Here is a 22,619-nt window from a genome sequence, read left to right as displayed (position 1 = left end):
CTGGCCCGGCTTGAGCGCAAGCGGTACGAGGCGAGGTAGGCGTCACGAGTGGCTGTGTGGCGTGTCGACTCGCCGGATCAACCCGAGGTCCTGGTCCGCGTACAGAACAGGTCGGTCATCCGATCCACTCCCTCCCCGAAGACGCGCGTGAACATCCGGGCATACCCCCCTGGGGTATATTCAGGGGAGGAGGCGATGAGAATGTCGCAGGAGGACGGGCACCATCGGATGCAGCCCCCGGGTGGGACGGTGGACCGACACGACCACCACGGTGATCACGGAAGCCGGCCAAGGGACCCGGGCGGACAGCCTGTGCAGCCCGGCGCCCACGACGGCCATGCCGGGCATGACAAGCACGCCGGGCACGACCCGGAGATGTTCCGCCGCAAGTTCTGGCTGAGCCTGGTCTTGACGGTGCCGATCGTGGTGACCAGTCACATGGTGATGGGCTGGTTCGGCTATCGGCTGGACTTTCCGGGTGTCGACTGGGTGGGCCCGGTGCTGGGCACGGTGGTGTTCGTCTACGGTGGGTGGCCGTTCCTGCAGGGCGCGGTGCGGGAGGTCCGTGACCGGGCGCCGGGGATGATGCTGCTGATCGCGATGGCCATCACCGTCGCGTACGTGGCCTCGGCGGCCACCGCGCTGGGCGTGTTCGACCTGGACTTCTGGTGGGAGCTGGCGGCTCTGGTCACGATCATGCTGCTCGGGCACTGGCAGGAGATGAAGGCCATCGGTCAGGCCCAGGGCGCCCTGTCGGCCCTGGCCGCGCTGCTGCCGGACGACGCCGAGCGCCTCGACGGTGACGGACAGCCCGAACGGGTGGGGGTCAGCGACCTGGGCGTCGGCGACGTGGTCCTGGTGCGCCCCGGTGGGCGGGTGCCGGCCGACGGGCGCATCACCGACGGCCGGGCGGAGCTGGACGAGTCCATGATCACCGGCGAGTCCCGGCCGGTCGGCCGTGAACGCGGCGACCGGGTGGTGGCGGGCACGGTCGCCACCGACGCGGCCATCCGGGTGCGCGTCGAGGCCGTTGGCGAGGACACCGCCCTGGCCGGCATCCAACGCCTGGTCGCGCAGGCCCAGCAGTCCAGCGGCAGGGCGCAGGTCCTCGCTGACCGGTTCGCGGCCTGGCTGTTCTACATCGCCACCGTCACCGCCGCCGCGACGCTGCTGATCTGGACCCTGATCGGCAACCTCGACGAGGCTGTCGTACGCACCGTCACGGTGCTGGTGATCGCCTGCCCGCACGCGCTGGGCCTGGCCATCCCGCTGGTGATCGCCCTGTCCACCGCCGTCGCCGCGAAGGGCGGCATCCTGGTCAAGGACCGCCTCGCCCTGGAGCGGATGCGCACCATCGACACGGTGCTGTTCGACAAGACCGGCACCCTGACCCGCGGCGAGCACGTCGTCGCCGGTGTCGCCGCAACCGGCGGCGTCAGCGAGACCGACGTGCTGGCCATCGCGGCGGCAGTGGAGGCCGACAGCGAACACCCCCTCGCACGGGCCATCGTCACCGCCGCCGCCCAGCAGGGCACCCGACGCACCGCGACCGGTTTCCAGTCGCTGACCGGTCGCGGGGTCCGCGCCGACGTCGACGGCATCAGTTACGCCGTCGGCGGACCCGCTCTGTTGCGCGAACTCGACGCCACGGCACCCGGCGACCTCGACGAGCACCGGGCCGAGTGGTCCCGGCGGGGAGCGGCGGTACTGCACCTGCTGCGCCTCGACGGCGGGCAGACACGCGTCATCGGCGCCCTCGCCCTGGAAGACCAGATCCGCCCCGAGGCGCGCCAAGCCATCGCCGACCTACGGCAGCAGGGCATCCGCAAGATCGTGATGATTACCGGGGACGCGCGGCCGGTGGCCGAGGCGGTCGCCGCCGACCTGGGTTTCCGGCCCGGTGAGGACGAGGTGTTCGCCGAGGTGCTGCCCGCCGACAAGGACGAGGCGGTTGGTGAGCTGCAACGCCGGGGCCTGCGGGTGGCGATGGTCGGTGACGGCGTGAATGACGCTCCCGCGCTGGCCCGCGCCGACGTCGGCATCGCCATCGGCGCCGGCACCGACGTCGCGATCGAATCCGCGGGCGTCGTGCTCGCCTCCTCCGACCCGCGCGGTGTCACCGGAGTCATCCGGCTCTCGCGCGCCTCCTACCGCAAGATGATCCAAAATCTGGCCTGGGCCGCCGGCTACAACGTCGTCGCCCTGCCCTTGGCCGCTGGTGCTTTGGCCTGGGCCGGAGTGAGCCTGAGTCCCGCGGTCGCCGCGGTGCTGATGTCCGCCTCCACCATCGTGGTCGCGCTCAACGCCCAACTGCTGCGCCGTGTGCGCCTACGCCACCCGGATGATTCAGGTCTGGATCGTGGGTTCGCCCCGAAGGGTTCGGCGCCGGCCCGTTAGCGTGCGGCGCGCGACACCGCCAGCAGCATCATGATCATGAGAGCGGTGGCGACGAGGATCAGCAGGCCTGCCGGTCGCCGCGGGACTGCGGGCCAGTGGCCGTAGGTCCATCAGTGGGCTGGGCGGCCGCCAACGACCACGTCCGCAAGCTCCTGGCGCAGGCACTGCATCACGTCGACCACATCGACCCGCAACAGTCCGACGCCGATGGACAATCGGTCGTGGCTCAGACCGGGCGCCCGGCGTAGGGCGGGCCCGGCCGCAAGGCAAGCCCGCCGCTCGGCAAGCCCGCGGCTCGGCAAGCCCGCGGCTCGGCAAGCCCGCGGCTCGGCAAGCCCGCCGCTCGGCAAGCCGGCCGCTCGGCAAGCCCGCCGCTCGGCAAGCCCGCCGCTCGGCAAGCCCGCCGCTCGGCAAGCCCGCCGCTCGGCAAGCCCGCCGCTCGGCAAGCCGGCCGCTCGGCTGGAGTGACCGCGAGCCACGGTAGGGCCGGCCTTTGGCGATGTCGCCCCGGCAGCATAATCTCCGGCATGTCTGCTGGAGCGAATCGTGTCGACGATGCTGCCGACGCGGGGCAGGTGGCCCCCACCACCGGTCGAACCCCGGTAGCGGCGAGCACTGGTCAGGCGTGGCGGCTGGTCGTTGGGTTCGGTGTGGTGAGCCTGGCCGCGGACATGGTGTACGAGGGTGCCCGCTCAATCTACGGACCGCTGCTGGCCTCGTTGGGCGCGTCGGCTGTCGTCGTCGGCCTGATCACCGGCGCCGGGGAGGCCGCGGCGTTGCTGCTGCGCCTGGTGTCCGGCCCGATGGCGGACCGGACCCGCCGGTACTGGACCCTGACGATCGTGGGGTACGGGCTGACCGCGCTCTGCGTACCGCTCCTTGCGGTGACCCCGATTCTGGGTGGCGCCGGCCTGGCGGTGGCCGCGGTGTTGATCCTCGCCGAGCGGCTCGGTAAGGCCATCCGCAGCCCGGCCAAGTCGGCACTGCTTGCTGATGCCGCGAGCCGGGTCGGAATGGGCCGCGGGCTGGGCGTGCACAAAGCCCTCGACCAGGTCGGCGCGTTCGCCGGTCCGCTGCTTGTCGCCGCGGTCGTCGCGGTGACCGCCGGCGCGCTGTGGCCTGGGCTGGCGGCGCTGACCGTGCCGGCCGTGGTGGCGATGCTCCTGCTGATCACGCTTCGGGCGCGGGCCCGTACCTCTCTGGCAGAGCCCGACACCAGCACACGGCCAGGAGCCGCGGCGAAGACTGGTCGGGAGCCGTTGCCGGGCAGATTCCACTGGTTCGCAGCGGCGATGGCGGTGTGCACCGCGGGTCTGGTGACCTTCGGGCTGATCGGTTTCCACCTGGTCCGTGCGGGCGTGGTCGCGACAGCGGCGGTGCCGCTGATGTACGCGGCGGCGATGGCCGCTGGTGCACTCGCCGCACTGCTGACCGGGGTGCTCTACGACAGAGTCGGCCCGTGGGTTCTGGTGGCGCTACCCGCCATGATTGCCGTCGTGCCGCCGCTGGCGTTTGGTGGCGGCCTGCCGGCGGCGGTGTTCGGGGTCGTGGTCTGGGGCGCTGCTGTCGGGCTGCAGGACTCCACAGTCAAAGCCATGGTCGCCGATCTCGTGCCACGGGACCGGCGGGCCACCGCGTACGGCATCTTCGCCGCTGTGCAGGGCGCCGGGGCCCTGGCCGGCGGTGCCGGGGCGGGTTTGCTCTACGACCGCTCGGTGCCGAGCCTGATCGTCGCCGTGGGGCTTGCCCAGGCCGTTGCCCTGATCATGCTTGTCGGCGTACTGGCACGAACCCGCCAGCACCGACGCGACCCTACCTAAATCCGGCTGCTGCTCCAGGTGCCGCCAGGTCATGAGGGGGATATCGACGTGTTGGCCCGCTCGTAGTCCTCGTCGGTGACGGGTTCGAGCCAGGTGGTGGGGTCGCTGCCGTCCGGCTTGGCCTCGAGCATGGCCAGGTGGCTCATGAAGGTGGTGGCGCCAGCGCCGTGCCAGTGCTCCTCTTCGGGTGGGCAGACGACGGTCTCGCCGGCGTGGATTCGCACCACGACGCCGTCGCGGGTGCCGACCAGGCCGACGCCCTCGGTGACGTGCAGGGTCTGCCCGACGGCGTGCGAGTGCCAGTTGGTGTGGGCGCCGGGGGTGAAGCGCACGAGCGCGATGGTCATCCGCGACGGACCGGTACCGGTGTGGATCGGCGTCAGGTAGACATCGCCGGTGAACGCCGCGGCAGGCGTCTTCACTGTCGCGCCGACGGGCTTGAGTTCCATATCGCGTTCCTCAGTGTCGAAGATCAGCAGGGGCATCTCTGACGCGCGACGGCTGCCGCTGGGCGGCGACAACCCCTCGCGGCCAGGGTTACGTCATCCATCGAACCTGCTCCGAAAGGCCGCTGGGAGGGCTTATCGAAACAGGTAATGACAGGGACCCTCTGGTCGGTCCCGCGGGTCGTAGCGTTGCCGGCATGGACAACCAGGACGCCGCCCGCGAGTTCCTGGCCTCCCGGCGCGCCAGGATCACCCCCGAACAGGCCGGACTGCCCGATTTTGGCGGCACCCGCCGGGTGGCCGGGCTGCGCCGCGCCGAAGTCGCCATGCTCGCTGGAGTCAGCCCGGATTACTACACGCGCCTCGAGCGCGGCAACCTGTCCGGCGTCTCCGACAGCGTTCTGGACGCTATCGCACGCGCCCTGCAGCTCGACGACGCCGAACGGTCGCACCTGCACGATCTCGCCCGCGCTGCGAACACCACGTCACGCTCCCGGCGGCGACCGGCGAAGCAGCAGGTCCGACCAGGTGTTCGGAGCTTGTTGGAGGCGATGGCCGACGCGCCGGCCTTCGTTCGCAACGGTCGCCTCGACATCCTCGCGATCAACCGCCTCGGCCAGGCGCTGTATGCCCCAGCCTTCGAGAAGCCGAGCCGGCCGGTCAACCTCGCTTGGTTCTGCTTCCTCGACCCGGCGGCCGGCGACCTCTATCCCGACTGGGATGAGGCCGCCGACACCACCGTCGCCCTGCTGCGCACCGAGGCCGGCCGCGACCCGTACGACCGGGCGCTGACCGACCTCGTCGGCGAGCTCGCCACCCGCAGTGACGAGTTCCGGGTCCGGTGGGCCGCCCACAACGTGCGTATGCACCAGACCGGCGCCAAACACTTCCAACATCCGATCGTCGGTCGGCTCGACCTCACCTTCGAAGCTCTGCCCATGCCCGCCGACCCGGGCCAGACCCTCACCGCCTACAGCGCCGAACCGGGCACCCCGGCCCACGACGCCCTCCGCATGCTCGCCAGCTGGGCCGCCACCAGCACGATCACCGAGGCCCCGGCGGACCAACGCTGAGATGCCGGCCGACACGCAGGGCAGAACCGACCGAGTCAGGCCGAGGCCGCGGCGTCGTCGTGCGCCAGCGAGCTGGACAGCTCACGGTAGGCGCCGACCTGCGCCAGCAACTCGTGGGCTTTCTGCTCGACGACGGCGACCGCGTCCGCGCCGGCGACCCAGCGCAGCGGCGGCTCATCCCGGTCGATGACGGCGACAAGCGCCTTCGCGAACTTGGCGGGATCGCCGGCCTGCTTGCCGTTCATGCTCCTCCAGCCGTCGATCGTCGGCGCGGTGCGCGCGGCGTAGTCGCCGATCGACACGTCCGGCCAGGCCGTCGACGCTTCCTCCAACAGTTCGGTACGGAAGAAGCCCGGCTCGACGATCGTGGTCCTGATGCCGTACGGGGCCACGTCGAAGCGCAGCGACTCCATCCAACCCTCCAGAGCGAACTTCGCCGTCGCGTACGCCACGCAGAACTCCTGGCCGACCAGACCGGCCGTCGAGCTGATCGTGACGACGTGACCGGAGCGTTGCGCGCGCAGCACCGGCAGGGCCGCCCGGGTGACGTTCAGCGGGCCGAACAAATTCGTCTCCACCTGCGCGCGGAACTTCTCCGGGCTGATCTCCTCGAAATAGCCAGCCTGGAATGTGGCCGCGTTGTTGACCAGAACGTCGATGCGGCCGAACCGCGTCACAGCGGCCTCGACCGCCGCCTGCGCGCTGGCCGGGCTGGTGATGTCCAGCTCAGCGACCAGCAGGTCGTCGTTCTCACCGAGCACCCTGGCCACCGCCTCGGTGTTCCGGCCGGTCGCTACCACCTGGTGACCGGCGGCGAGCGCGGCCTTGGCGATGTCGACACCCATGCCGCGCCCGGCGCCGGTGACGAACCATACGGCTCTCGTACTCATGTCTGTGGTGTCCTATTCGCTCGTGACGACGGCGGGTGATCCCGTCTCCGATGCCCTCCAGATCGCTACGATCCATCGAACCCGCGCCGCCGCCGGCGAGACAGTGACTGGCGAAGCAAGTAATGACAGCACCCCCCAGCCGCGCGATGTGTTGGTGAGATCTGGCAGTCGAGACAACCGTGTAGAGATCCGCGTGGGCTCTCGCCGCGCCTGCCGTCGTGGTGGTCGTGCACCCAGAAAAGGGCGCCGGTCTCAGGCAACTGACAGCAAGTCGATTCAGCGCTCTCTGTACTGTCCGGATCGGACCCCGCCGCGTGAAGACGGGCGGGCTGATCACGTTGTTCCAGCAGCGGACGAGGACGGGAAAATGACGAGGAACACGCGCTTGACCTTGGCGTTGATCGCTGTGGTGGTGCTCGTGGTCGGCGGTCTGCTGGCGGTCAGTCGTCCCGACCAGCCGCCTGCTGCGACCACTGACGCTGGCGCCATCGAGTCGACGGTGCTGGTGCGCGAGGACAGCCATCGGCTGTCCACCGCAGCCGACGGCAAGGTGACGCTTGTGGAGTTCCTCGACTTCGAGTGCGAGTCCTGCGCCGCCGCGTACCCGGCGGTCAAGCAGGTTCTCGCGACCTATCAGGACCGCATTACCGTCGTGGTCAGGTACTTCCCGATCCCGAGCCACCCGAACGCGGATCTGGCTGCCCGCACCGCTCAGGCCGCCGCGAACCAGGGCCGCTTCGCCGACATGTACAACCAGTTGTTCGAGAACCAGACCAGTTGGGGTCACAAGGAGCAGGCACAGACGGAGGTGTTTCTCGGCTACGCCCGCGCTCTCGGCCTGGACCTGCCGCGCTTCCAGCGGGATCTCGACGACCCCGGCACTGCCGCGCGGGTCGCCAAGGACAAGGCCGACGGCACGGCGGCCGGTGTGCAGGGCACCCCGACGTTCTTCCTCAACGGCCGGAAACTGACCGACCTGCGCGGCCAGGACGACCTTGTCGCCGCCATCGACGCCGCGCTGGCCGAATGAGCGCCGCCGCCGTCGATCCGGCCGCCGACGGGACCTCATCCGAACAGCGGTTCCTGTACCGGGCCACCGCCTGGATCTGTGCCGTAGGTGGCGTTGTCGGGTTGCTCGCCGCCGCTATCCTCATCGTCGAGAAAATCAACCTGTTCGCCGATCCCGGTTACGTGCCGAGCTGCAGCATCAACCCGATCTTGTCCTGTGGCTCGGTCATGAGCACATCCCAGGCCGAGGCTTTCGGGATCCCCAACCCCCTGATCGGTGTCGCGGGGTTCGCCGTGGTCAGCACGATCGGCGTCGTCCTGCTGGCCGGTGTGCGACTGCCCGGATGGTTCTGGCTGGGACTGCAGGCCGGTGCGACGTTCGGCGTGGTCTTCGTGCACTGGTTGATCTACCAGAGTCTCTACGTCATCGGCGCGCTGTGCCCGTACTGCCTGCTCGTCTGGGCCGTCACCATCCCGATCTTCCTGTACGTCACGCTACGCACCCTGCGCCAGCACGGTGTTGCGTTTCCCCGGCCCGTGCAGCGCGTCACCGCCGCGACTGCCAGCTACCACAGCCTCATCCTCACCGCCTGGTACGTGATCATCCTGCTCGCGATCCTGCAACGCTTCTGGGATTACTGGATCACGCTCGTCTAGCCCGCCCGCTGCTTCTGGGCCCCGCCCCGTGCCAGTCGCGGTGGGGCGCAGCAGGTGTCGCCGCGCCAGGCTTCGCGGCCTTCCTTGACCGCGACCGCGGCGATGATCAACGCGGCGGAGGGGTCGGCCCACCACCACCCGAACAGCGAGTTGACCGCGAGACCGACCAACAACACCGCCGAGAGGTACGTGCACAGCAGGGTCTGCTTGGAGTCCGCGACGGCGGAGGCCGACCCGAGTTCGCGTCCGGCACGACGTTGAGCGGCCGACAGGATCGGCATCACCGCCAGGGACACCGCGGCCAGGACCAGACCGATCGTGGAGTGCTCCGCGCGGTCCGCGCCGACAAGCGCGCGCACCGACTCCACGGACACGTACGCGGCCAGGGCGAAGAACGACAGCGCGATGACACGCAGCGCGGCGCGCTCGCGGCGTTCGTGGTCGGGCCCGGAGAACTGCCAGGCCACGGCGGCGGCGGAGGCCACCTCGATGACGGAGTCGAGCCCGAATCCGATCAGCGCGGTCGAGGAGGCCATCGTCCCGGCGCTGATGGCGATGACCGCCTCGATCACGTTGTAGGTGATTGTCGCGACGACGAACAGGCGCACCCGCCGGATCAGGATCGACCGGCGGGCCGGTGGCGGGCCAACCGACACCAGCGGAAGTGGCGCGTTCATCAGCAGCACCCCTCGGATTCGGCGGCGGGGCAGGCGGCTGGATCGACGGCCAGGACCAGGCCGAGGAGGTCTCCGAGGGCGTGCGCGAGGCGGGCGTCAGCCAGTTCGTAGCGGCTACGTCGGCCCTCTGGCACGGCGACGACGAGCCCGCAGCCCCGCAGGCACGCCAGGTGGTTGGACAGGTTCTGCCGGCTGGTGCCCAGCAGGTCGGCGAGCTCCGCCGGGTATCCAGGCCCCTCGCGCAGCGCGAGCAGGAGCCGGGCGCGGACCGGGTCGGACAGGGCGTGACCGAAGCGGGCCAGAACCTGTCCGTGCGTCAGAGTCTCCACCACGTGAAAGTACATCATCGGGTGAATAAACAGGATGCTGAACTATTGGTCATGAACCTCGACGTGGCTCGAACCGCTGCACAACTCACCGCCGTATCGCGGTGGTGGCCTGTGGGGCTTGCTGGGCTACCGGCTTGACGCGCTGAGAGGTCTCTTGGCGGCCACGGTTTCGCCGACTTCGAGTCTCGAATCTCTCCCGCCGGGAAGTGGTCCGAGACGCTGCCCCGGGGTCAGTTGCGCGGTGGCGCGGGCAGGCTGACAGGAGGTCCCTGCGGCGACGCGTCGATCCGTCCGCCGAGCGGCGGAGTGAGGTCAGCGTCGAGCTGGCCAACGACATCTGTCGGGAAGGCACCATCCTGGCCGCGACGTCGGAGCGTGAGTGTGCCCGCCGCTCCGGTCAGCGCGCCGGCCGCGAAGGCGAGGATGAGCGCTCGTCGCGCGGTGGACTTCCTCTTTCGTGCCATGACTACCCCCTGAACCCATCGTGCCTGCATAGTCCTGATTGTCAGACTCGGCCGAGCAAGCCACGGGCCTAATCGGCGGACATGCATGAGCGGAGTCTCACTCACCTCGGGGGCCGTGAGCGGTTTTCCCGGTGGAGAAGGCGGCTCTGAGGAAGACTGAACATCAGTGGCGGTGCGCTTGCTCGATCTCTGCGGGACCACGCGTGAGTTGCGCACCCCGGTCTCGGCTGACGGCGAAGTCAGTGAGCTGGTTGCCGTGGCTTACAAGGAGTGGCGACGGTGAGTGATACAGATATTGACGCCCGCAGTGACCGTGGCAGTGCTTACGCCGACCTGTCCCGCCTGGTCCGGGGCGCGGGTCTCCTCGACCGGCGGCCCCGCCGTTACGCGGCGCGGGTGACGGTGTTGCTGGGTTGTCTCGCGCTGATGGGTGTGGTGTTCGTCCGGCTCGGGTCGTCGTGGTGGCAGACAGCTACCGCGGCGGGCATCGCCGTGCTGTTCGCGCAGCTGGCGTTTCTTGGTCACGACGCCGGGCATCGGCAGATTTTCCGGTCCCGGCGGGCGAACGACGTGGTCGGCTTGGTTTGCGGGAACCTGGTGACCGGGATCAGCTATGGGTGGTGGGTTGACAAGCACAACCGCCACCACGCCCACCCAAACACCGAGGGCCGCGACCCCGACCTGGCGGTGGCTCCGCTGTCGTTCATCCCGGGGCAGGTCGCGACGCAGGGCGGCTTACGGGCGCTGTTCGTCCGGCACCAGGCGGCGCTGTTCTTTCCCCTGCTGATGTTGGAGGGTCTGCATCTGCATGCCGCCAGCGTCCGGGCGGTCGTTAGCCGCGGCGAACTCAGGCGCCGACGGACAGAGGCCGGACTGCTCGTCCTGCACTTCGCCGGTTACCTCGCGGCCGTGTTCCTGGTCCTGAGTGTTCCCCAGGCGATCGTGTTCATCCTGGTCAATCAGGCCCTCTTCGGCCTCTACCTGGGCAGTTCCTTCGCCCCGAACCACAAAGGGATGCCCATCCTGACCGAGGCCGACACCCTCGACTACCTACGCCGGCAGGTCCTCACCTCCCGCAATGTACGCGGGGGCCGGCTCCTCGACGCACTACTCGGTGGCCTCAACTATCAGATCGAACATCATCTATTCCCCAGCATGCCCCGGCCGAACCTGCGCCACGCCCAGCCACTGGTCCGCCAGTTCTGCACCGAACATGGCGTCGCCTACCACGAAACGACCCTGATCCAGTCCTGGGCCCAGGGGCTGGCACACCTGCGGACAATCGGGGCCGGATCGAACCGACCGGACAACGACTGAATCCGTGCCCGCCCACGGTGCCTCTCCCGGCGGGGATGCCTCTGGCGCAACTCGACCTCGCCGCGCCGTCGATCACTCGGTCGGCCCGGGGTTGGTGCGGAACGTGATCACCTCTCGACCAGCGCGATGTGCCCACTCAGGGTGCGCGCCGTACGCTCACTGACGGCTCTCCTTTATCTTCGGCAACACGGTACCGTCATCGCACCGCGCCCTGATTTCGCTCTTGTTGCCCGCGGACAGCAGCACCACCTGGATCTCCTTGACGGGCCCCGAGTCGTAGTCCCTGAGGCTGTATCCGGGGGCAGGATCGACGCTGACAACGCGAGCCTGATCGCCGGTGCAGAGCACAGTCACCACACCACCGAGTGCCCGAAGGGGCGTACCGGGCTTCGGGGAGGGCGGCGCCGGTGCGGCACCGGGCGGCCTCGGCCGTTCCCCGGGACTGGGTGACGTCGTAGGGCCAGGGCTGGTCGAGGGACCGGCTCCGGCGGTAGGCCCAGCCGGCCCAGCCGGAGCGGCCAACGTGCGGCTTGGTCGTGAGGATGGTGCGGGCTCCGCGGAAGTCTGCCGAGGAGCAGGTGGCTCAGTGGCAGACGCATCGAAGGCGGCGCCGGGTGGGGTGGCACCGTCACGAGTCGCGGCCCCACCCGATCTGCCATCGATGGGAATGAACTGGGGGAGCAGGAGCGAAATGGTCCCTGCCGTCGCCAGCAGAACGGGGATCAACACGGCGTTTGGGATGCGGCGACGCCGACTGGCAGAGGAATCGGCGGTAGTCGGGGCCGACTCGGGTACCCGCTGCTCCGCCCGCCGCTCGGCGTCATCGGTCAGACCGTGCAGGGCCGTCGCCACCTCCGCGGCGTCCGGCCGATCCGCGGGATCCCTGGCGAGGCAACGGTCGAGGAGACGGCGAACCTCCGGTGACACTCCCTCAATATCAGGCAGCGGTGCCGGATCGACGTACACGTGAGCAGTCAACATCTGCGTGGGCGTCTCCGCCGACCAGGGCAGCTCGTTGGTGAGCGTTCGGTACAGCAACAGTCCGAGCGCGTAGACGTCGGAGGCAGGCAGGACGGTGCCACCGGCGAGCCGTTCGGGCGCGAGGTAGGCCGCGGTGCCCAACAGTTGTCCGTCCGCCTCCAGCTCCGGCCGACCGACACTGGTGGCGATACCGAAATCCACCACCTTCACACCGGCCGGCGTCAGCATGACGTTGGACGGCTTGATGTCCCGGTGCACCAGATTGCGTTCATGAGCGGCGGCCAGCGCCTCGGCGACCTGCGCGCACGTCCGCATCGCGGCGGCCGGCGGCAGCGGACCGGTGGCAAGTCGCTGAGACAGCGTCTGGCCGGGCAGCAGTTCCATCACCACGTACGACACGTGGCGACCCGCAGCATCCGTGTGCTCGCCGTAGTCGTACACACTCGTGACGTGCGGGTGCCAGAGGCCGGCTGCGGCCCTGGCCTCTGCCCGGATGCGTTGTCGTGCGCCTCGGGCGGAGGCTTGTGTGCCGGCCAGGACCTTGACGGCCACCGCGCGCTCGAGGACGCGGTCCCACGCCCGCCAGACCACCGACATGCCGCCAGAGCCAAGACTGCTCTCGACCTGGTACCTGCCGTCCAGGAGATCACCGGCCATCACTGGGACAGCTTGCCAGAGTGGGCCCGCAGCGGCATGGCGACGCAATCTGACGCTGGTCAGACGCCTTCATGATCAAGGCTCTCGTCGGACGCCCACCCACGTCAAGGCCGGCAGCGACAGCGCCGGTGCACTACCGCTGACCAGGTGTCGGCTCACGGCTCCGCGGTCGATGCGGCGCGGGCGACGAGGGCCGCGGCGACGTCTCGCAGTTTGCGGTTGGATTCCTGGGAAGTCTTCGCGAGGATGGCGAACGCCTCGTCGGCCGTGCAGCGCCGCTCACCCATGATGATGCCCTTGGCCTGTTCGATCACGGCGCGGCTTCTCATCGCGGCCTGCATGTGCTGTGCCAGAGTCACCTGGGTGTCGTACAGGTGGGCGTTGGTCATGGCGACGGCCGCGTACTCGGCGAAGGTCTCGGCGAGGGTCACCGCCTTGTCGTCGAAGGCGTCGGGTCGGTTGGCGTAGATGTTGAGCGCTCCCGACACGTACTCGTGCATGGGCAGCCCGATCGACAGCGAACAACCCACGCCGGCGGTCAGGGCCTGACCGGCCCAGGTCGGCCAGCGGCTCTCCGCTGCCATGTCGGGCACGTGCACGGTTTTGGTGGCCGCCGCCGCCAGGAGGCAGGGCCCGTGACCCTGCGTGTACTGCGCTTCGTCGACCGTCAGGGCGAGGGCACCGGTGAACGCCGCGGTGTGCGCGCCGCCGGCTCCGACCAGCGTGACGGAGACCTCGTCAGCACCCGGAACGGTCCGGGCGGCCACACCGGCCACCCGGGACAGGACACCACCGAAGTCCGTCTCGTTGAACTTGATCCGGCCCAGCTCCGCGAATGCGGCGACCGGCAGCATGGGGATCGCGTCGGTCATGGCTGGTGTCCCTCATGAGGGCATGTCACGGACGCTCCAGAGGGCGCCCGGGCACGCGGATCACTGCCGGGCCCAGACCCTGAACCGCGCCGATTCTTGACGCCGGACCGCCGACACCACGGGGACGTCAGCCACAGGCCAGGAGCATATCGCCACATCGGGCCCGCGGCTCTCCGAGGACCCTGCCGTACTGGTTCCCGGCGTGGCCGAGGGTCGACGCGGCGATCGCGCCTCGTCGGGCTCGGGCCGCCGGTCGCCCCGGGCCGGGAGCGAGCGGCCGGCATGGTCGGTCCGGCCGGGGTAGGTGACACGCACCCGTGGTTGCAGTGGCAGAACTGTGCCGGCCGTTCTAGGCTCTCTCTGGGTCAAGCCACGTGCCCGACACGATCCCGAGTCTCGGGAGGTCCGCACGTGACCGACGATCCAGCAACCGCAGCGGCCGTGAAGGCCCACCTGATGTCGATCGACACAGGTTCGCGGACGGCTGGTGGCCCGCCCCGGTCTGGGCACGGCGCGGCATCCCACACGGGAGTCACGACGACGCCCACATCGGACAGCAGAGGAAACCCATGACCATCACCTCGACGGGTCGGCCCGCGCCGACGAACAGCCTGGCTGACCGGTGCACCACGCCTGAGTCGGCGGCCAGCCACCTCCTCGCCCTGCTGGTCGCGCTGCCGGCTGGCCATCCGTCCAGGCCCGCTGCCCGGGCCCGGGCCATCGAGGCCTGGCTCCCGCTGGCCCATCACCTCGCTCGGCGCTACAGCGGCCGCGGCGAGCCGAACGAGGACCTGACCCAGACGGCCGCAGTGGGGCTGATCAACGCGATCGACAGGTTTGACCCGTCGCGTGGGATCGAATTCGTCAGCTACGCGGTCCCCACGATCGTGGGGGAGATCAAGCGCCATTTCCGTGACCGCACCTGGGACGTCCGTGTTCCTCGGCGGCTGCAGGAGCGGCGCATGGCCATCGGCGAGGCCAACAACAGCCTCACCCAGATGTTGGGCCGCTCGCCGACCGTCGCCGACATCGCCCGACATCTGGACCTCACGGAGGAGGAGGTCCTCGAAGGGCTGGAAGGCGCCCGCGCCTACAACGCGGTCTCCCTGTCCACCCCGTTCGGCGATGGCACCACGTCCAGGGAGTTGGGGGACACGCTCGGCGGCGACGACAACGAACTCGCCCTCGCCGAGCTGAAGGTGGCTCTCGCATCGATGCTCACGCGCCTTGACGACCGGGAGCAGAGGATCATCACACTGCGCTTTTACGGCAACCTGACGCAGCAGGAGATCGCCAAGCAGGTCGGGGTGTCGCAGATGCACGTCTCCCGGCTGCTGACCCGCGCGCTGGCCAAGCTGAGGGTGCAGCTCGCTGCCACCCCCTGAGCGGCGAGCCGGCGCCCCGCGGCGGTCGGTGGATCCGGCCGCCGCAGGGTCGGCGGTGCCCTCGCCGTACCGGAACGGCAGGGTGGCGCCGATGAGGGGTGTGACCTCGGCAGCTGGTCCAGTGCCCTAGGTTCCGGGTATCGGCCTGTCGTCGTGGTGTCTGGTGAGGGTCGCGGCCTCGATGAGCGATCTGCCGGTTTCGGCCGCCTCGACCCGCAGGATCAGGTAGGCGTCCTCGGCCGTGCTGTGCCGCTGGTGCATGATCATGCCGAGGGCCTGCTGGATGACGGCGCGCACGGCGAAGGCTTCGGTGAGTCCGTTGATGAGTTCCTCGGTGCCCGGGTCCGACGAGGGCGGATCCGTGGTTCGGGTGTCGGTGCGCTCCGGGTCGTACACCGTCCAGACTCGATCGGTCAGCGGTGCCACCGTGTCGGGATCATGGCCGTAGAGGTTGAGCGCGGCGACGGGCACACCGGCACCGGCGAACAGCGGGATGGACAGCGATGCTCGCAGACCCAGGCCCAGCGCCGCCTCGCGGAACCCGGGCCAGGCCATGGTCGCCGCGATGTCCGGCACGGCGACGGGCACACCCGCGTCGAGCGCGTCCAGGCACGGCCCGGTCTGGTCGGCGTACTGGGCGCGGTCGACAGCGAGAGCGATCTCGCTGCTCATGGCGACCGTTGTCGGCGCGTCGCCGCGCGTCCGGGTGACCGACGCATAGCTCACCGGAGCCACGAGGTCAGCGGTAAGCCGCACGATTCGCTGCAGCAGATCATCGATCAACGACGCGTCGGTCGGGGTTTCGGCGAGACTGACCAGCGCACCCGCGAGCGAGCCACGTACCTGCCGTCGGGATCCCGGCGGTGAATACGGTGGCTTCGCCATCAAAAAACTCCCTCGGTAGTCGATGGTCCAGTGCCCCGATGGAGTCAACTTACGCATCACCCGATGCAGCTAGCTGAACCTAGTGCCCGTCCGGCTACGGGGCGGCGTTGAGCAGGTCCACCGCAATGTGCTGGCGGGCCGCGTCGGTGACGTCGACCGGTCCGGCCCAACGCAGGCCGTAGGTGTCCAGCGCGGTGCGGTTGTTGGCGAATGCCGTGTCGGCCTGCAGCCGCAGATAGCCGGTGTACGGATGGTCGGCGAGTGCGGCGTTGAGCTGGCCGAGCCCACGGACGTGTGGGCCCTTGAAGGATGCGCCATCGGCCCCGCAGTTGTTGTTCGGCTCGCACGGGTCGCGCAGGATGCCTCCCGAGTTGAGCTGGCTGCTGGTGGTGGCGGCGTTCGCGATCTGCCGGGCCCGGGTCAGCAGCGCCGCGTCGCCGGTGGCGCGGTGCAGCTCGGTCAACCCGGCCAACAGCACACCCTGGTTGTACGACCACACGGCGCTGCCGTTGTTGCGGCAGGTGGACAGGCTGATCCCGTCGTTCACCAGGTTCGAGCTGTTGATCATGCCGGTGCCCTGGAACCAGGCCCACTCCTGCCGCGCCCGTTGGAGATAGGCGGTGTCGCCCGGGATGCGATTGTGCAGCGCTGCGGTCACCTGTAGGTAGAGGCTGTTGGCGATGGCTGCCTTGTAGGCCCGGGCGGTGCTCCACCAGATGCCGCCGCCGCACCGGGTGTCCCAGTAGGCGCTCATGTGGTCGGCGGCGGCGCGGGCGGTGGCCAGGTAGCGCGCCTCGCCGGTGAGGTCGTAGGCGGCGATCCAGGCCATGGCCCACCAGCCGGTGTCGTCGAGGTACTCGTTGCGGAACTGGCCGAGCCACTTGTTGACGTTGCGGTCGTAGGTGTTGGCGATCGCGTACCGGTAGCTGCCCATCCCACTCACTCTGATGTTCTCGATCACGGCGGTGAGCGCGTTAGCGGAGTTCCACCAGCCGGTCGTGTCGAACAGGCCGGTGTCGGGGTTGTAGCTCATCATCAGCCCGGTGGCGGCGGCGGTCCGGCGGTTGCTGGCGTTCCAGGTCGACCGGGCCCACGCGGTACAGGCCGTCTCGGGCCGGTCACCGGCCTTGCCGCAGGCGCGCAGCGCCCCGACGCGGTAGGTGGTCCAGTTGTCCACGTTGTACATGGCGGTGCGGCCGGTCCCGACGCCGGTCGGGATCGGAGTCAGGCCGAGCCGGCCGTCGGCGGCGAAGGTGCGCCCGCCGTCGAAGGACCGCTCAAGCCACGTCTGGTCGCCGGAGTTGCCGTTGCCGATGACGGACCAGGCCATGGCGTCGATGTCGTTGAAGTGCAGCGAGATCTGCCGGCCGTAGATGGTCGCGGTGACCGGGGTCCGGTCGGACGGCGCCAACGCGGCGTCACGACCGTCGCAGTGCCGGTTGCAGATCTCGGCCAGGGCGGCGGGTGCGGCAGTCGCCGCGGCGGGCGTCGCGGTGACGCCTAACCCGGTGAGCATGGCGGCTGCCAACAGCACGGTGAGCCGGGAGAGTGCCAGCATGCTTCCTCCGGGAGTCGGCGGGACGACGAAGCGTCGTCGGCCCTGCACTCCGCACGTAGCGATGCGCCGGGACGGAAGGTGAACATTCGAGAACGTCCGCCTGTTTGGCCTGCACGCCGCTGCTGGCAAAGCAGATGCTAATAGTAATGGACATCAATGTCTAGATGGTCCGCCTCGGCCAGTTCGCGCCGGCCGCCCACGAGTTCACGCCATCAGGGCCTGCGGCGCCGCACCGTGCTCGGCGCAGATCCGCGACACCAGCTCCGCCCGCGGTTCACGATTCGTCGGCCGTCGGCGACTGACCGCGCACCTGGTCTTGCCGGTAGCCTCGATTCCATGGCTACCGTGCTGCGGAGGATGTCGTCCACGGCGGTCGTTGCCGTTGGTGTGCTCGCTGTCCTGACATCGTGTTCGGCGGATTCTCCGGATGGGTCCGGCGCCGAGTCGTCGGCGCCCGACGGCGCATCGACTCCGACCCAGGAGGCCACGCCGTCACCGTCGCCGTCACCGTCACCGTCACCGAGCGGGCCGTGCGCTGACGGCACGTGCCAGATCGAGGTCGCCGTGGGCGACGTCGTGGCCGTACCGGGGAGGTATGGTCTCGGGCCGATCGAGGTTACGAGGATCACCGCCGGCGCGGTCGAGATGGTCGCGCCTCTGACCGGGTCGGGCTACAGCGTTTCGGGCTGTTCCGGTGGCGGCGGCGTGTCGTCGCAAGGCGGCGGCGGTGTCGAAATGAGCTGCCGGGCGGGGACCGTCGCGACCATAAACGACGTCATGCGCTTCGAGGTGGTCAAGATCAGCGGCGCTGGCGCCGTCCTGCGTATCGAACCGGCCGGGTGACGTCTGAAGCCTCAGCTGCCGAGGGAGCGAGGCCAAAGCGAAACCGGGCGGTGATTTCTGTCCGACGGACGCGGAAACCGGTCGGCGCCAGGCCTGACCGTCAGAGCACCATCCGCATGAAGACGTCGGCGCGAGCGTACGGCGGTAGCGGGATCTGTTCCGGGCTGACGTGCGTGAAGCCGGCGGATTCGTAGAGGTGCACCGCGTTGGGGAGCTTGGTGCTGCTGCCCAGGAACAGGGTGGACGCGTTGAGCGTGCGGGCGTGGTCGATCGCGGCCTGGATCAGCTGCCGACCGATGCCCTTGCCGCGTACCGCCGGGGTCACGGCCATCTTCGACAGCTCGAAGACGTCGTCCGAGCTGCGGACCAGAGCGACACAGCCGACGATCTTCCCGCCGTCGCGGACGATCAGCACGTCGCCACCCGGGTCGACGATGGCGGCGAAAGGGTCGTCGAGAGTTCTGCGGTCCGACTCCTCGATGGTGAAGAAGCGCGAGATCCATTCCTCGTTCAGCGTCCGGAAGGCGTCGGCCTCTGCGGCGGTCGTCATGGACGTGATGGTCAGCGTGCTCGAGGTCATGCATCAATCGTCACATCGCTGCTATTCAAACGTCCAATATCTTGTTCAGAGGGATCCGTATCGTTGAGGTATGGAACCTGAGTTGCGCCACCTGCGCTACTTCGTCGCGGTCGCCGAGGAGCTGCATTTCAGTCGGGCCGCGGCGCGGCTGCGGATGGCCCAACCGCCGCTCTCGCAGCAGATCCGTCAGCTCGAGGCGATGATCGGTACGCCGCTGTTCGTTCGCACCTCCCGGTCGGTGGCGCTGACGCCCGCGGGGGAGGCGTACCTGGAACGGTGCCGGCGGGTGCTGGCCACCGTGGTCGATGACGTGCACGAGGCGGGCCGGATCGGGCGCGGGGAGCAGGGGCGCTTCGACATCGGTTTTGTCAGCTCGGCGATCCAGCTCGGGCTGGCTGCGCCGATCCGTCGTTTCCGCGAGCGTCATCCGGCCGTCCACCTGCGCCTGCACGAGGCTTACACGGCGCACATCATCGACCGGTTGCTGACCGGCGAGGTTGATCTCGGCGTGGTCCGGGACGCGGAAGACCACGACGAACTGGTCGCCACCGCGTTCGCCGTCGAGTCCTTCGTCGCCGTCCTGCCGGCCGAGCATCCGCACGCGGGCGATCCGGCGATCAATGCCGCGGCGCTGCGGCACGACCCGTTCGTCTTCTTTCCGAGGCTGGCCGGCGAGCGGGCCTACCAGCGCAATCTCCGGCCGTGCCTGGAGGCCGGCTACACCCCGCGCATCGTCCAGGACGCCAGCAGCTGGGCCACGGTGGCGCACCTGGTCGCGTCTGGTCTCGGGGTGACGATCGCCCCGGCGAGCGTGTCCGCCGTGGTGCCTGTTTCGGTACGCGTGCTGCCGCTGACCGGCACTGTGGCCACCACCGAGGTGCAAATCCTGCGTCGTCGGGGTGACGACCGGGTCACCTCGACGGGCTTCGGTACCGAAGGCGGGGCGACCTGATCCCGTGTCGGCTTGTGGCGCTCTCGGCTCTGCGGCTGGGGCCTCGTACCCCGTTGTGACGGTGCGAGCACCTGGCCGGAAGATCCAGCCCGGCGAGCGGGCTCGGTGCGGCGGAGGGCGTTGCCCGCTAGCTTAGGTGTACCAATCGGTTTTCTTGAGGGAGTGAGTCATGCAGGCCTCCATCAACGGGACGGTCATCGCCGACGCGCCCGAATCGGACCTGATCAGCATCGAGGGCAACTACTACTTCCCGCCCTCGGCACTCAAGTCCGAGTTCTTCAGCGACAGCGCGACGCCCTACAACTGCCCCTGGAAGGGCGACGCCCAGTACCACGACGTGACAGTGGGCGACGCGACTCATCACGACGCCGCATGGAGCTACCCCCACCCGTACCCCACCTCGTTCGAGCGGGTCGGGCGCGACTACAGCGGCTACGTCGCCTTCGACAAGTCGATGGTGACGGTCGGCTGAGCGACCACCGCGGACGACGGGCCACCCTCGTCACGGTCCGGCCCACCCTCGGTGATGTCGCCGGTGTCCTCGAAGACAACGGTTTCCGCAGCAGTGGTTACGCCTCGAACGCCAGCGCGCCCGGCGACGGCCACCACCTGTAGAGCGGCATCTTGCTGACGCCCGCGCTCGGGGCGACCTTGTCGGACGTCAGTTGGCCAGGCCGCTCCCGAACAGCATGTCCGCGGCGGCGCTGAGGGCGCGTCCGGCGCCCTTGGCTCCCATGGCGGTGGGCCCTGCACGATCGGTGCCTACGGAGTGAGGACGATTCTTCCGAAGACCTCGCCGGCGTCCATCTTCTGGTGCGCCACCACCGCCTGCTCCAGCGGCAGGACCTCGTGCACCACGGTCTGGAGCTCCCCACGATCGGCGGCGGCGAACTGCTCCACTCGTACGGCTTGTCGAGCGGCCTCCGTCACCGTCGCCGCGCTGAAGGTGGCGAACGACATCGACTTCTGGAACGCGGCCATCAACCTCGTCCCGAAGTCCGCGGGTGGTTGGCCGCCGACCGCGCCGACGGCCACGAGCCGCCCGTTGGGGTTGAGTCGGTCGAAGAACGCGGGCATGCCCGGACCCGCGACGACGTCGATGATGACGTCGTAGCCGGTGGGATCGTCCGCACCTCCTGCCCCGGAGCGGTCCAGCAGGTGGGTCGCACCAAGGCCACCGAGTCGACGGCCGCGCTCAGGCGACGAGGTCGTGACCGCGACGGCACCGGCACCACCGCCGACCGCGAGCTGCACCGTCATGATCCCGATACTGCCGGCCGCGCCACGTACCAGGACCGTCTGGCCTGGCGAGAAGTGCGCGTGAGCGAGGCCGAAGTGAGCCACGACCCCGGAGCTGCCGAGCGTCACGGCGTCGACCGCGGAGAGGCCAGCCGGCAGGGGCAGAACCTCCCCGACCGGGGCGACCGCCTGCTCGGCATACCCGCCGCCCGTACCGGTGAAGGCCCAGACGCGTTGCCCGACCCACGCGGGGTCGACGCCGTCTCCCACGGCCGTGACCGTGCCGGCAACCTCGCCGCCCGGGATGTGACCCTCGCGGAAGCCGTACGCGGCGAGAGCACCGCTTCGGATCAGGGCGTCGGCGCCAGCTACGCCGACCGCCTCGGTGGTGATCAACACCTCCCCGAGAGCGGGCACCGGGGCAGGAAGGTCGACCACCGCCAGCCCGCGCGGATCGCCGAACTCCCTGATCGTCACTGCCTTCACTGTTCGTCATCCTTCCCGAGCCAGCCCTGCGGACGCCCGAACGGTAGTGGACGCATGCGTCCGTTTAGCTAGAGTGGGAGAGTGAGCGGCCATTTGACTCAGAACCTGCGGTCGGACGCGCTGGACAACCGTGAGCGGATCCTCGACGCCGCCCGGGCGGTCTTCGCCGCGGAAGGCATGGACGTGCCGATGCGCGAGATAGCTCGGCGCGCGGGAGTCGGCCCCGCCACCCTCTACCGCCGGTTCCCCACCAAGCAGGCGTTGGCCACGGAGGCGTTCGCGGACCAGATGAACGCGTGCGTCGCCGTCGTCGACGAAGGGCTCACCGACCCGGATCCCTGGCACGGCCTCTGTCTGGTGATCGAGCAACTCTGTGAGTTGCAAGCCCGAAGCCGAGGTTTCACCGCGGCGTTCACCTCGGCATTTCCCCACGCCGTGGATCTCGCCGCGAAGCGCGAAGCCGCCCTCGCCTCGCTCGCCGAACTGATGCGCCGGGCCAAGGGCACCGGCCACCTGCGGCCCGACGTGTCCCTGGACGACTTCGTCCTCATGCTGATGGCCAACGGTGGCCTGCACGCCACCTCGACGAACGCCCGGGTCGCCGCCTCTCGGCGCTTCGCCGCACTCACGATCGAGGCGTTTCGCGCCTGATCGGCACCCGGGAGCCTGCCGCTAAAGCCCACGCGCTGCTGGCCAGGTGCTGCCCGGCGTCGGCCCGCCCCGGCTTGCTGGGCCGGTGTCTCCCTGCCGTGTCGGCACTCATGGCCGGGTACGTGGTGGGCGGAGTGGCCACCTTCTGGTTCCGGCCGCGCCAGGGTGTGTTCGCCGAAAGATTTTGGAGAATGTTTCTGGTGCACGGCAACCTTCGGGCGGTGGATCGCATGTACCCGGATGTAAGCGACGACCGCCACGATCCATAGGGGTCCAGGAATGTCTGCACGTCCACTTCTGCTGCTGCCCGTTGCCGCCGTCCTGTTCGCACTCTCGGCCTGCGGCTCCACGCCGGCACCTGGTCCCAGCCCAACCGCACCCGCTCCGACGTCGGCTGCTGCGGCCACTGGCGTCGTCAGTGCTTCGCCCGCGGCAGGGGTCGCCGACTGTCC

22 protein-coding genes are annotated in these 22,619 nt (G+C 69.5%); 11 read left to right on the top strand and 11 right to left on the bottom strand.

Features of this window, described 5'->3' with window-relative positions:
• Positions 1-228 precede the first annotated feature (228 nt).
• Together ACFYL6_RS25970 and ACFYL6_RS25965 are read left to right on the top strand one after the other, a co-directional pair.
• Positions 229-2,397 carry a heavy metal translocating P-type ATPase gene (locus ACFYL6_RS25970; protein WP_387175090.1) on the top strand — a complete coding sequence of 723 codons (2,169 nt, stop codon included), beginning with the start codon at positions 229-231 and terminating at the stop codon, positions 2,395-2,397.
• A 527-nt stretch (positions 2,398-2,924) separates the two neighbouring features.
• The gene (locus ACFYL6_RS25965; RefSeq protein WP_387175057.1) at positions 2,925-4,217 is read left to right on the top strand and encodes an MFS transporter; all 1,293 of its coding nucleotides are present in this window, start codon (positions 2,925-2,927) and stop codon (positions 4,215-4,217) included.
• A gap of 29 nt (positions 4,218-4,246) precedes the next feature.
• On the opposite strand, the gene ACFYL6_RS25960 is transcribed toward ACFYL6_RS25965, so the two are convergent.
• Entirely contained in the window at positions 4,247-4,666 is a 420-nt protein-coding gene (locus ACFYL6_RS25960) for a cupin domain-containing protein (protein ID WP_387175055.1), read from the bottom strand.
• A gap of 194 nt (positions 4,667-4,860) precedes the next feature.
• Between ACFYL6_RS25960 and ACFYL6_RS25955 the strand changes: the two genes are divergently transcribed.
• Positions 4,861-5,736, top strand: coding sequence for a helix-turn-helix transcriptional regulator (locus tag ACFYL6_RS25955; RefSeq protein WP_387175054.1), 876 nt, complete (start codon positions 4,861-4,863; stop codon positions 5,734-5,736).
• 35 nt (positions 5,737-5,771) lie between these two features.
• Here ACFYL6_RS25955 and ACFYL6_RS25950 read toward each other — a convergent pair whose 3' ends face one another.
• Positions 5,772-6,626: an SDR family oxidoreductase gene (locus ACFYL6_RS25950; RefSeq protein WP_387175052.1), complete on the bottom strand. Its 855-nt coding sequence runs from the start codon at positions 6,624-6,626 to the stop codon at positions 5,772-5,774.
• 367 nt (positions 6,627-6,993) lie between these two features.
• On the opposite strand from ACFYL6_RS25950, the gene ACFYL6_RS25945 reads away from it, so the two are divergent.
• Complete coding sequence (locus ACFYL6_RS25945) at positions 6,994-7,656, top strand: DsbA family protein (protein ID WP_387175050.1); 663 nt, start codon at positions 6,994-6,996, stop codon at positions 7,654-7,656.
• Entirely contained in the window at positions 7,653-8,291 is a 639-nt protein-coding gene (locus tag ACFYL6_RS25940; protein WP_387175048.1) for a vitamin K epoxide reductase family protein, read from the top strand. Before ACFYL6_RS25945 ends, ACFYL6_RS25940 begins: the two co-directional genes overlap by 4 nt.
• On the opposite strand, the gene ACFYL6_RS25935 is transcribed toward ACFYL6_RS25940, so the two are convergent.
• The 3 genes from ACFYL6_RS25935 to ACFYL6_RS25925 all read right to left on the bottom strand — a co-directional run bounded on the left by ACFYL6_RS25935 (position 8,288) and on the right by ACFYL6_RS25925 (position 9,761).
• A complete protein-coding gene (locus ACFYL6_RS25935; RefSeq protein WP_387175046.1) occupies positions 8,288-8,968 on the bottom strand; it encodes a cation transporter in 681 nt (226 codons plus the stop codon). The two genes, ACFYL6_RS25940 and ACFYL6_RS25935, sit on opposite strands and share 4 nt — an antisense overlap.
• Positions 8,968-9,312 (bottom strand): ArsR/SmtB family transcription factor, encoded by a 345-nt coding sequence (locus tag ACFYL6_RS25930; protein ID WP_387175088.1) that lies wholly within the window; start codon positions 9,310-9,312, stop codon positions 8,968-8,970. The genes ACFYL6_RS25935 and ACFYL6_RS25930 overlap by 1 nt, the downstream gene beginning before the upstream one ends.
• A gap of 215 nt (positions 9,313-9,527) precedes the next feature.
• Entirely contained in the window at positions 9,528-9,761 is a 234-nt protein-coding gene (locus ACFYL6_RS25925) for a hypothetical protein (RefSeq protein ID WP_387175044.1), read from the bottom strand.
• Positions 9,762-10,157: 396 nt separating this feature from the next.
• Here ACFYL6_RS25925 and ACFYL6_RS25920 point away from each other — a divergent pair, with 396 nt between their 5' ends.
• On the top strand, positions 10,158-11,078 hold the full coding sequence (locus ACFYL6_RS25920) for a fatty acid desaturase family protein (RefSeq protein WP_387175043.1): 921 nt from the start codon (positions 10,158-10,160) through the stop codon (positions 11,076-11,078).
• Positions 11,079-11,234: 156 nt separating this feature from the next.
• On the opposite strand, the gene ACFYL6_RS25915 is transcribed toward ACFYL6_RS25920, so the two are convergent.
• Together ACFYL6_RS25915 and ACFYL6_RS25910 are read right to left on the bottom strand one after the other, a co-directional pair.
• Positions 11,235-12,716 (bottom strand): protein kinase, encoded by a 1,482-nt coding sequence (locus tag ACFYL6_RS25915; RefSeq protein ID WP_387175041.1) that lies wholly within the window; start codon positions 12,714-12,716, stop codon positions 11,235-11,237.
• A gap of 155 nt (positions 12,717-12,871) precedes the next feature.
• Positions 12,872-13,588 carry a GAF and ANTAR domain-containing protein gene (locus ACFYL6_RS25910; RefSeq protein WP_387175040.1) on the bottom strand — a complete coding sequence of 239 codons (717 nt, stop codon included), beginning with the start codon at positions 13,586-13,588 and terminating at the stop codon, positions 12,872-12,874.
• Between the two features lie 569 nt (positions 13,589-14,157).
• Here ACFYL6_RS25910 and ACFYL6_RS25905 point away from each other — a divergent pair.
• Entirely contained in the window at positions 14,158-14,973 is an 816-nt protein-coding gene (locus tag ACFYL6_RS25905; protein ID WP_387175038.1) for a SigB/SigF/SigG family RNA polymerase sigma factor, read from the top strand.
• A gap of 126 nt (positions 14,974-15,099) precedes the next feature.
• On the opposite strand, the gene ACFYL6_RS25900 is transcribed toward ACFYL6_RS25905, so the two are convergent.
• Entirely contained in the window at positions 15,100-15,858 is a 759-nt protein-coding gene (locus ACFYL6_RS25900; protein ID WP_387175036.1) for a GAF and ANTAR domain-containing protein, read from the bottom strand.
• 94 nt (positions 15,859-15,952) lie between these two features.
• On the bottom strand, positions 15,953-17,416 hold the full coding sequence (locus ACFYL6_RS25895) for a glycoside hydrolase family 76 protein (protein ID WP_387175035.1): 1,464 nt from the start codon (positions 17,414-17,416) through the stop codon (positions 15,953-15,955).
• Between the two features lie 336 nt (positions 17,417-17,752).
• On the opposite strand from ACFYL6_RS25895, the gene ACFYL6_RS25890 reads away from it, so the two are divergent.
• Entirely contained in the window at positions 17,753-18,259 is a 507-nt protein-coding gene (locus tag ACFYL6_RS25890) for a hypothetical protein (protein ID WP_387175033.1), read from the top strand.
• 100 nt (positions 18,260-18,359) lie between these two features.
• Here ACFYL6_RS25890 and ACFYL6_RS25885 read toward each other — a convergent pair whose 3' ends face one another.
• Positions 18,360-18,839 (bottom strand): GNAT family N-acetyltransferase, encoded by a 480-nt coding sequence (locus ACFYL6_RS25885; protein WP_387175031.1) that lies wholly within the window; start codon positions 18,837-18,839, stop codon positions 18,360-18,362.
• A 70-nt stretch (positions 18,840-18,909) separates the two neighbouring features.
• On the opposite strand from ACFYL6_RS25885, the gene ACFYL6_RS25880 reads away from it, so the two are divergent.
• Together ACFYL6_RS25880 and ACFYL6_RS25875 are read left to right on the top strand one after the other, a co-directional pair.
• Entirely contained in the window at positions 18,910-19,791 is an 882-nt protein-coding gene (locus ACFYL6_RS25880; RefSeq protein ID WP_387175029.1) for a LysR substrate-binding domain-containing protein, read from the top strand.
• 169 nt (positions 19,792-19,960) lie between these two features.
• A complete protein-coding gene (locus ACFYL6_RS25875) occupies positions 19,961-20,263 on the top strand; it encodes a DUF427 domain-containing protein (protein WP_387175028.1) in 303 nt (100 codons plus the stop codon).
• A gap of 290 nt (positions 20,264-20,553) precedes the next feature.
• Here ACFYL6_RS25875 and ACFYL6_RS25870 read toward each other — a convergent pair whose 3' ends face one another.
• A complete protein-coding gene (locus tag ACFYL6_RS25870) occupies positions 20,554-21,516 on the bottom strand; it encodes a zinc-binding dehydrogenase (RefSeq protein ID WP_387175027.1) in 963 nt (320 codons plus the stop codon).
• 81 nt (positions 21,517-21,597) lie between these two features.
• Here ACFYL6_RS25870 and ACFYL6_RS25865 point away from each other — a divergent pair, with 81 nt between their 5' ends.
• Positions 21,598-22,167, top strand: coding sequence for a TetR/AcrR family transcriptional regulator (locus ACFYL6_RS25865; protein ID WP_387175025.1), 570 nt, complete (start codon positions 21,598-21,600; stop codon positions 22,165-22,167).
• Positions 22,168-22,619 lie beyond the last annotated feature (452 nt).

Source organism: Micromonospora sp. NPDC007208 (genome assembly GCF_042869175.1).
In the GTDB taxonomy this organism is placed as follows: domain Bacteria; phylum Actinomycetota; class Actinomycetes; order Mycobacteriales; family Micromonosporaceae; genus Micromonospora; species Micromonospora foliorum.
This window is presented reverse-complemented; position numbering and strand designations above follow the sequence as displayed.

What these genes read in the sequence shown, in the direction of transcription:
- ACFYL6_RS25960 (WP_387175055.1), bottom strand. Translation starts at nt 4,666, where the DNA reads ATGGAACTCAAGCCCGTCGGCGCGACAGTGAAGACGCCTGCCGCGGCG.
- ACFYL6_RS25915 (WP_387175041.1), bottom strand. Translation starts at nt 12,716, where the DNA reads ATGGCCGGTGATCTCCTGGACGGCAGGTACCAGGTCGAGAGCAGTCTT.
- ACFYL6_RS25930 (WP_387175088.1), bottom strand. Translation starts at nt 9,312, where the DNA reads ATGTACTTTCACGTGGTGGAGACTCTGACGCACGGACAGGTTCTGGCC.
- ACFYL6_RS25880 (WP_387175029.1), top strand. Translation starts at nt 18,910, where the DNA reads ATGGAACCTGAGTTGCGCCACCTGCGCTACTTCGTCGCGGTCGCCGAG.
- ACFYL6_RS25925 (WP_387175044.1), bottom strand. Translation starts at nt 9,761, where the DNA reads ATGGCACGAAAGAGGAAGTCCACCGCGCGACGAGCGCTCATCCTCGCC.
- ACFYL6_RS25905 (WP_387175038.1), top strand. Translation starts at nt 14,158, where the DNA reads ATGACCATCACCTCGACGGGTCGGCCCGCGCCGACGAACAGCCTGGCT.
- ACFYL6_RS25895 (WP_387175035.1), bottom strand. Translation starts at nt 17,416, where the DNA reads ATGCTGGCACTCTCCCGGCTCACCGTGCTGTTGGCAGCCGCCATGCTC.
- ACFYL6_RS25900 (WP_387175036.1), bottom strand. Translation starts at nt 15,858, where the DNA reads ATGGCGAAGCCACCGTATTCACCGCCGGGATCCCGACGGCAGGTACGT.
- ACFYL6_RS25950 (WP_387175052.1), bottom strand. Translation starts at nt 6,626, where the DNA reads ATGAGTACGAGAGCCGTATGGTTCGTCACCGGCGCCGGGCGCGGCATG.
- ACFYL6_RS25890 (WP_387175033.1), top strand. Translation starts at nt 17,753, where the DNA reads ATGGCTACCGTGCTGCGGAGGATGTCGTCCACGGCGGTCGTTGCCGTT.
- ACFYL6_RS25935 (WP_387175046.1), bottom strand. Translation starts at nt 8,968, where the DNA reads ATGAACGCGCCACTTCCGCTGGTGTCGGTTGGCCCGCCACCGGCCCGC.
- ACFYL6_RS25875 (WP_387175028.1), top strand. Translation starts at nt 19,961, where the DNA reads ATGCAGGCCTCCATCAACGGGACGGTCATCGCCGACGCGCCCGAATCG.
- ACFYL6_RS25945 (WP_387175050.1), top strand. Translation starts at nt 6,994, where the DNA reads ATGACGAGGAACACGCGCTTGACCTTGGCGTTGATCGCTGTGGTGGTG.
- ACFYL6_RS25940 (WP_387175048.1), top strand. Translation starts at nt 7,653, where the DNA reads ATGAGCGCCGCCGCCGTCGATCCGGCCGCCGACGGGACCTCATCCGAA.
- ACFYL6_RS25955 (WP_387175054.1), top strand. Translation starts at nt 4,861, where the DNA reads ATGGACAACCAGGACGCCGCCCGCGAGTTCCTGGCCTCCCGGCGCGCC.
- ACFYL6_RS25970 (WP_387175090.1), top strand. Translation starts at nt 229, where the DNA reads ATGCAGCCCCCGGGTGGGACGGTGGACCGACACGACCACCACGGTGAT.
- ACFYL6_RS25885 (WP_387175031.1), bottom strand. Translation starts at nt 18,839, where the DNA reads ATGACCTCGAGCACGCTGACCATCACGTCCATGACGACCGCCGCAGAG.
- ACFYL6_RS25965 (WP_387175057.1), top strand. Translation starts at nt 2,925, where the DNA reads ATGTCTGCTGGAGCGAATCGTGTCGACGATGCTGCCGACGCGGGGCAG.
- ACFYL6_RS25910 (WP_387175040.1), bottom strand. Translation starts at nt 13,588, where the DNA reads ATGACCGACGCGATCCCCATGCTGCCGGTCGCCGCATTCGCGGAGCTG.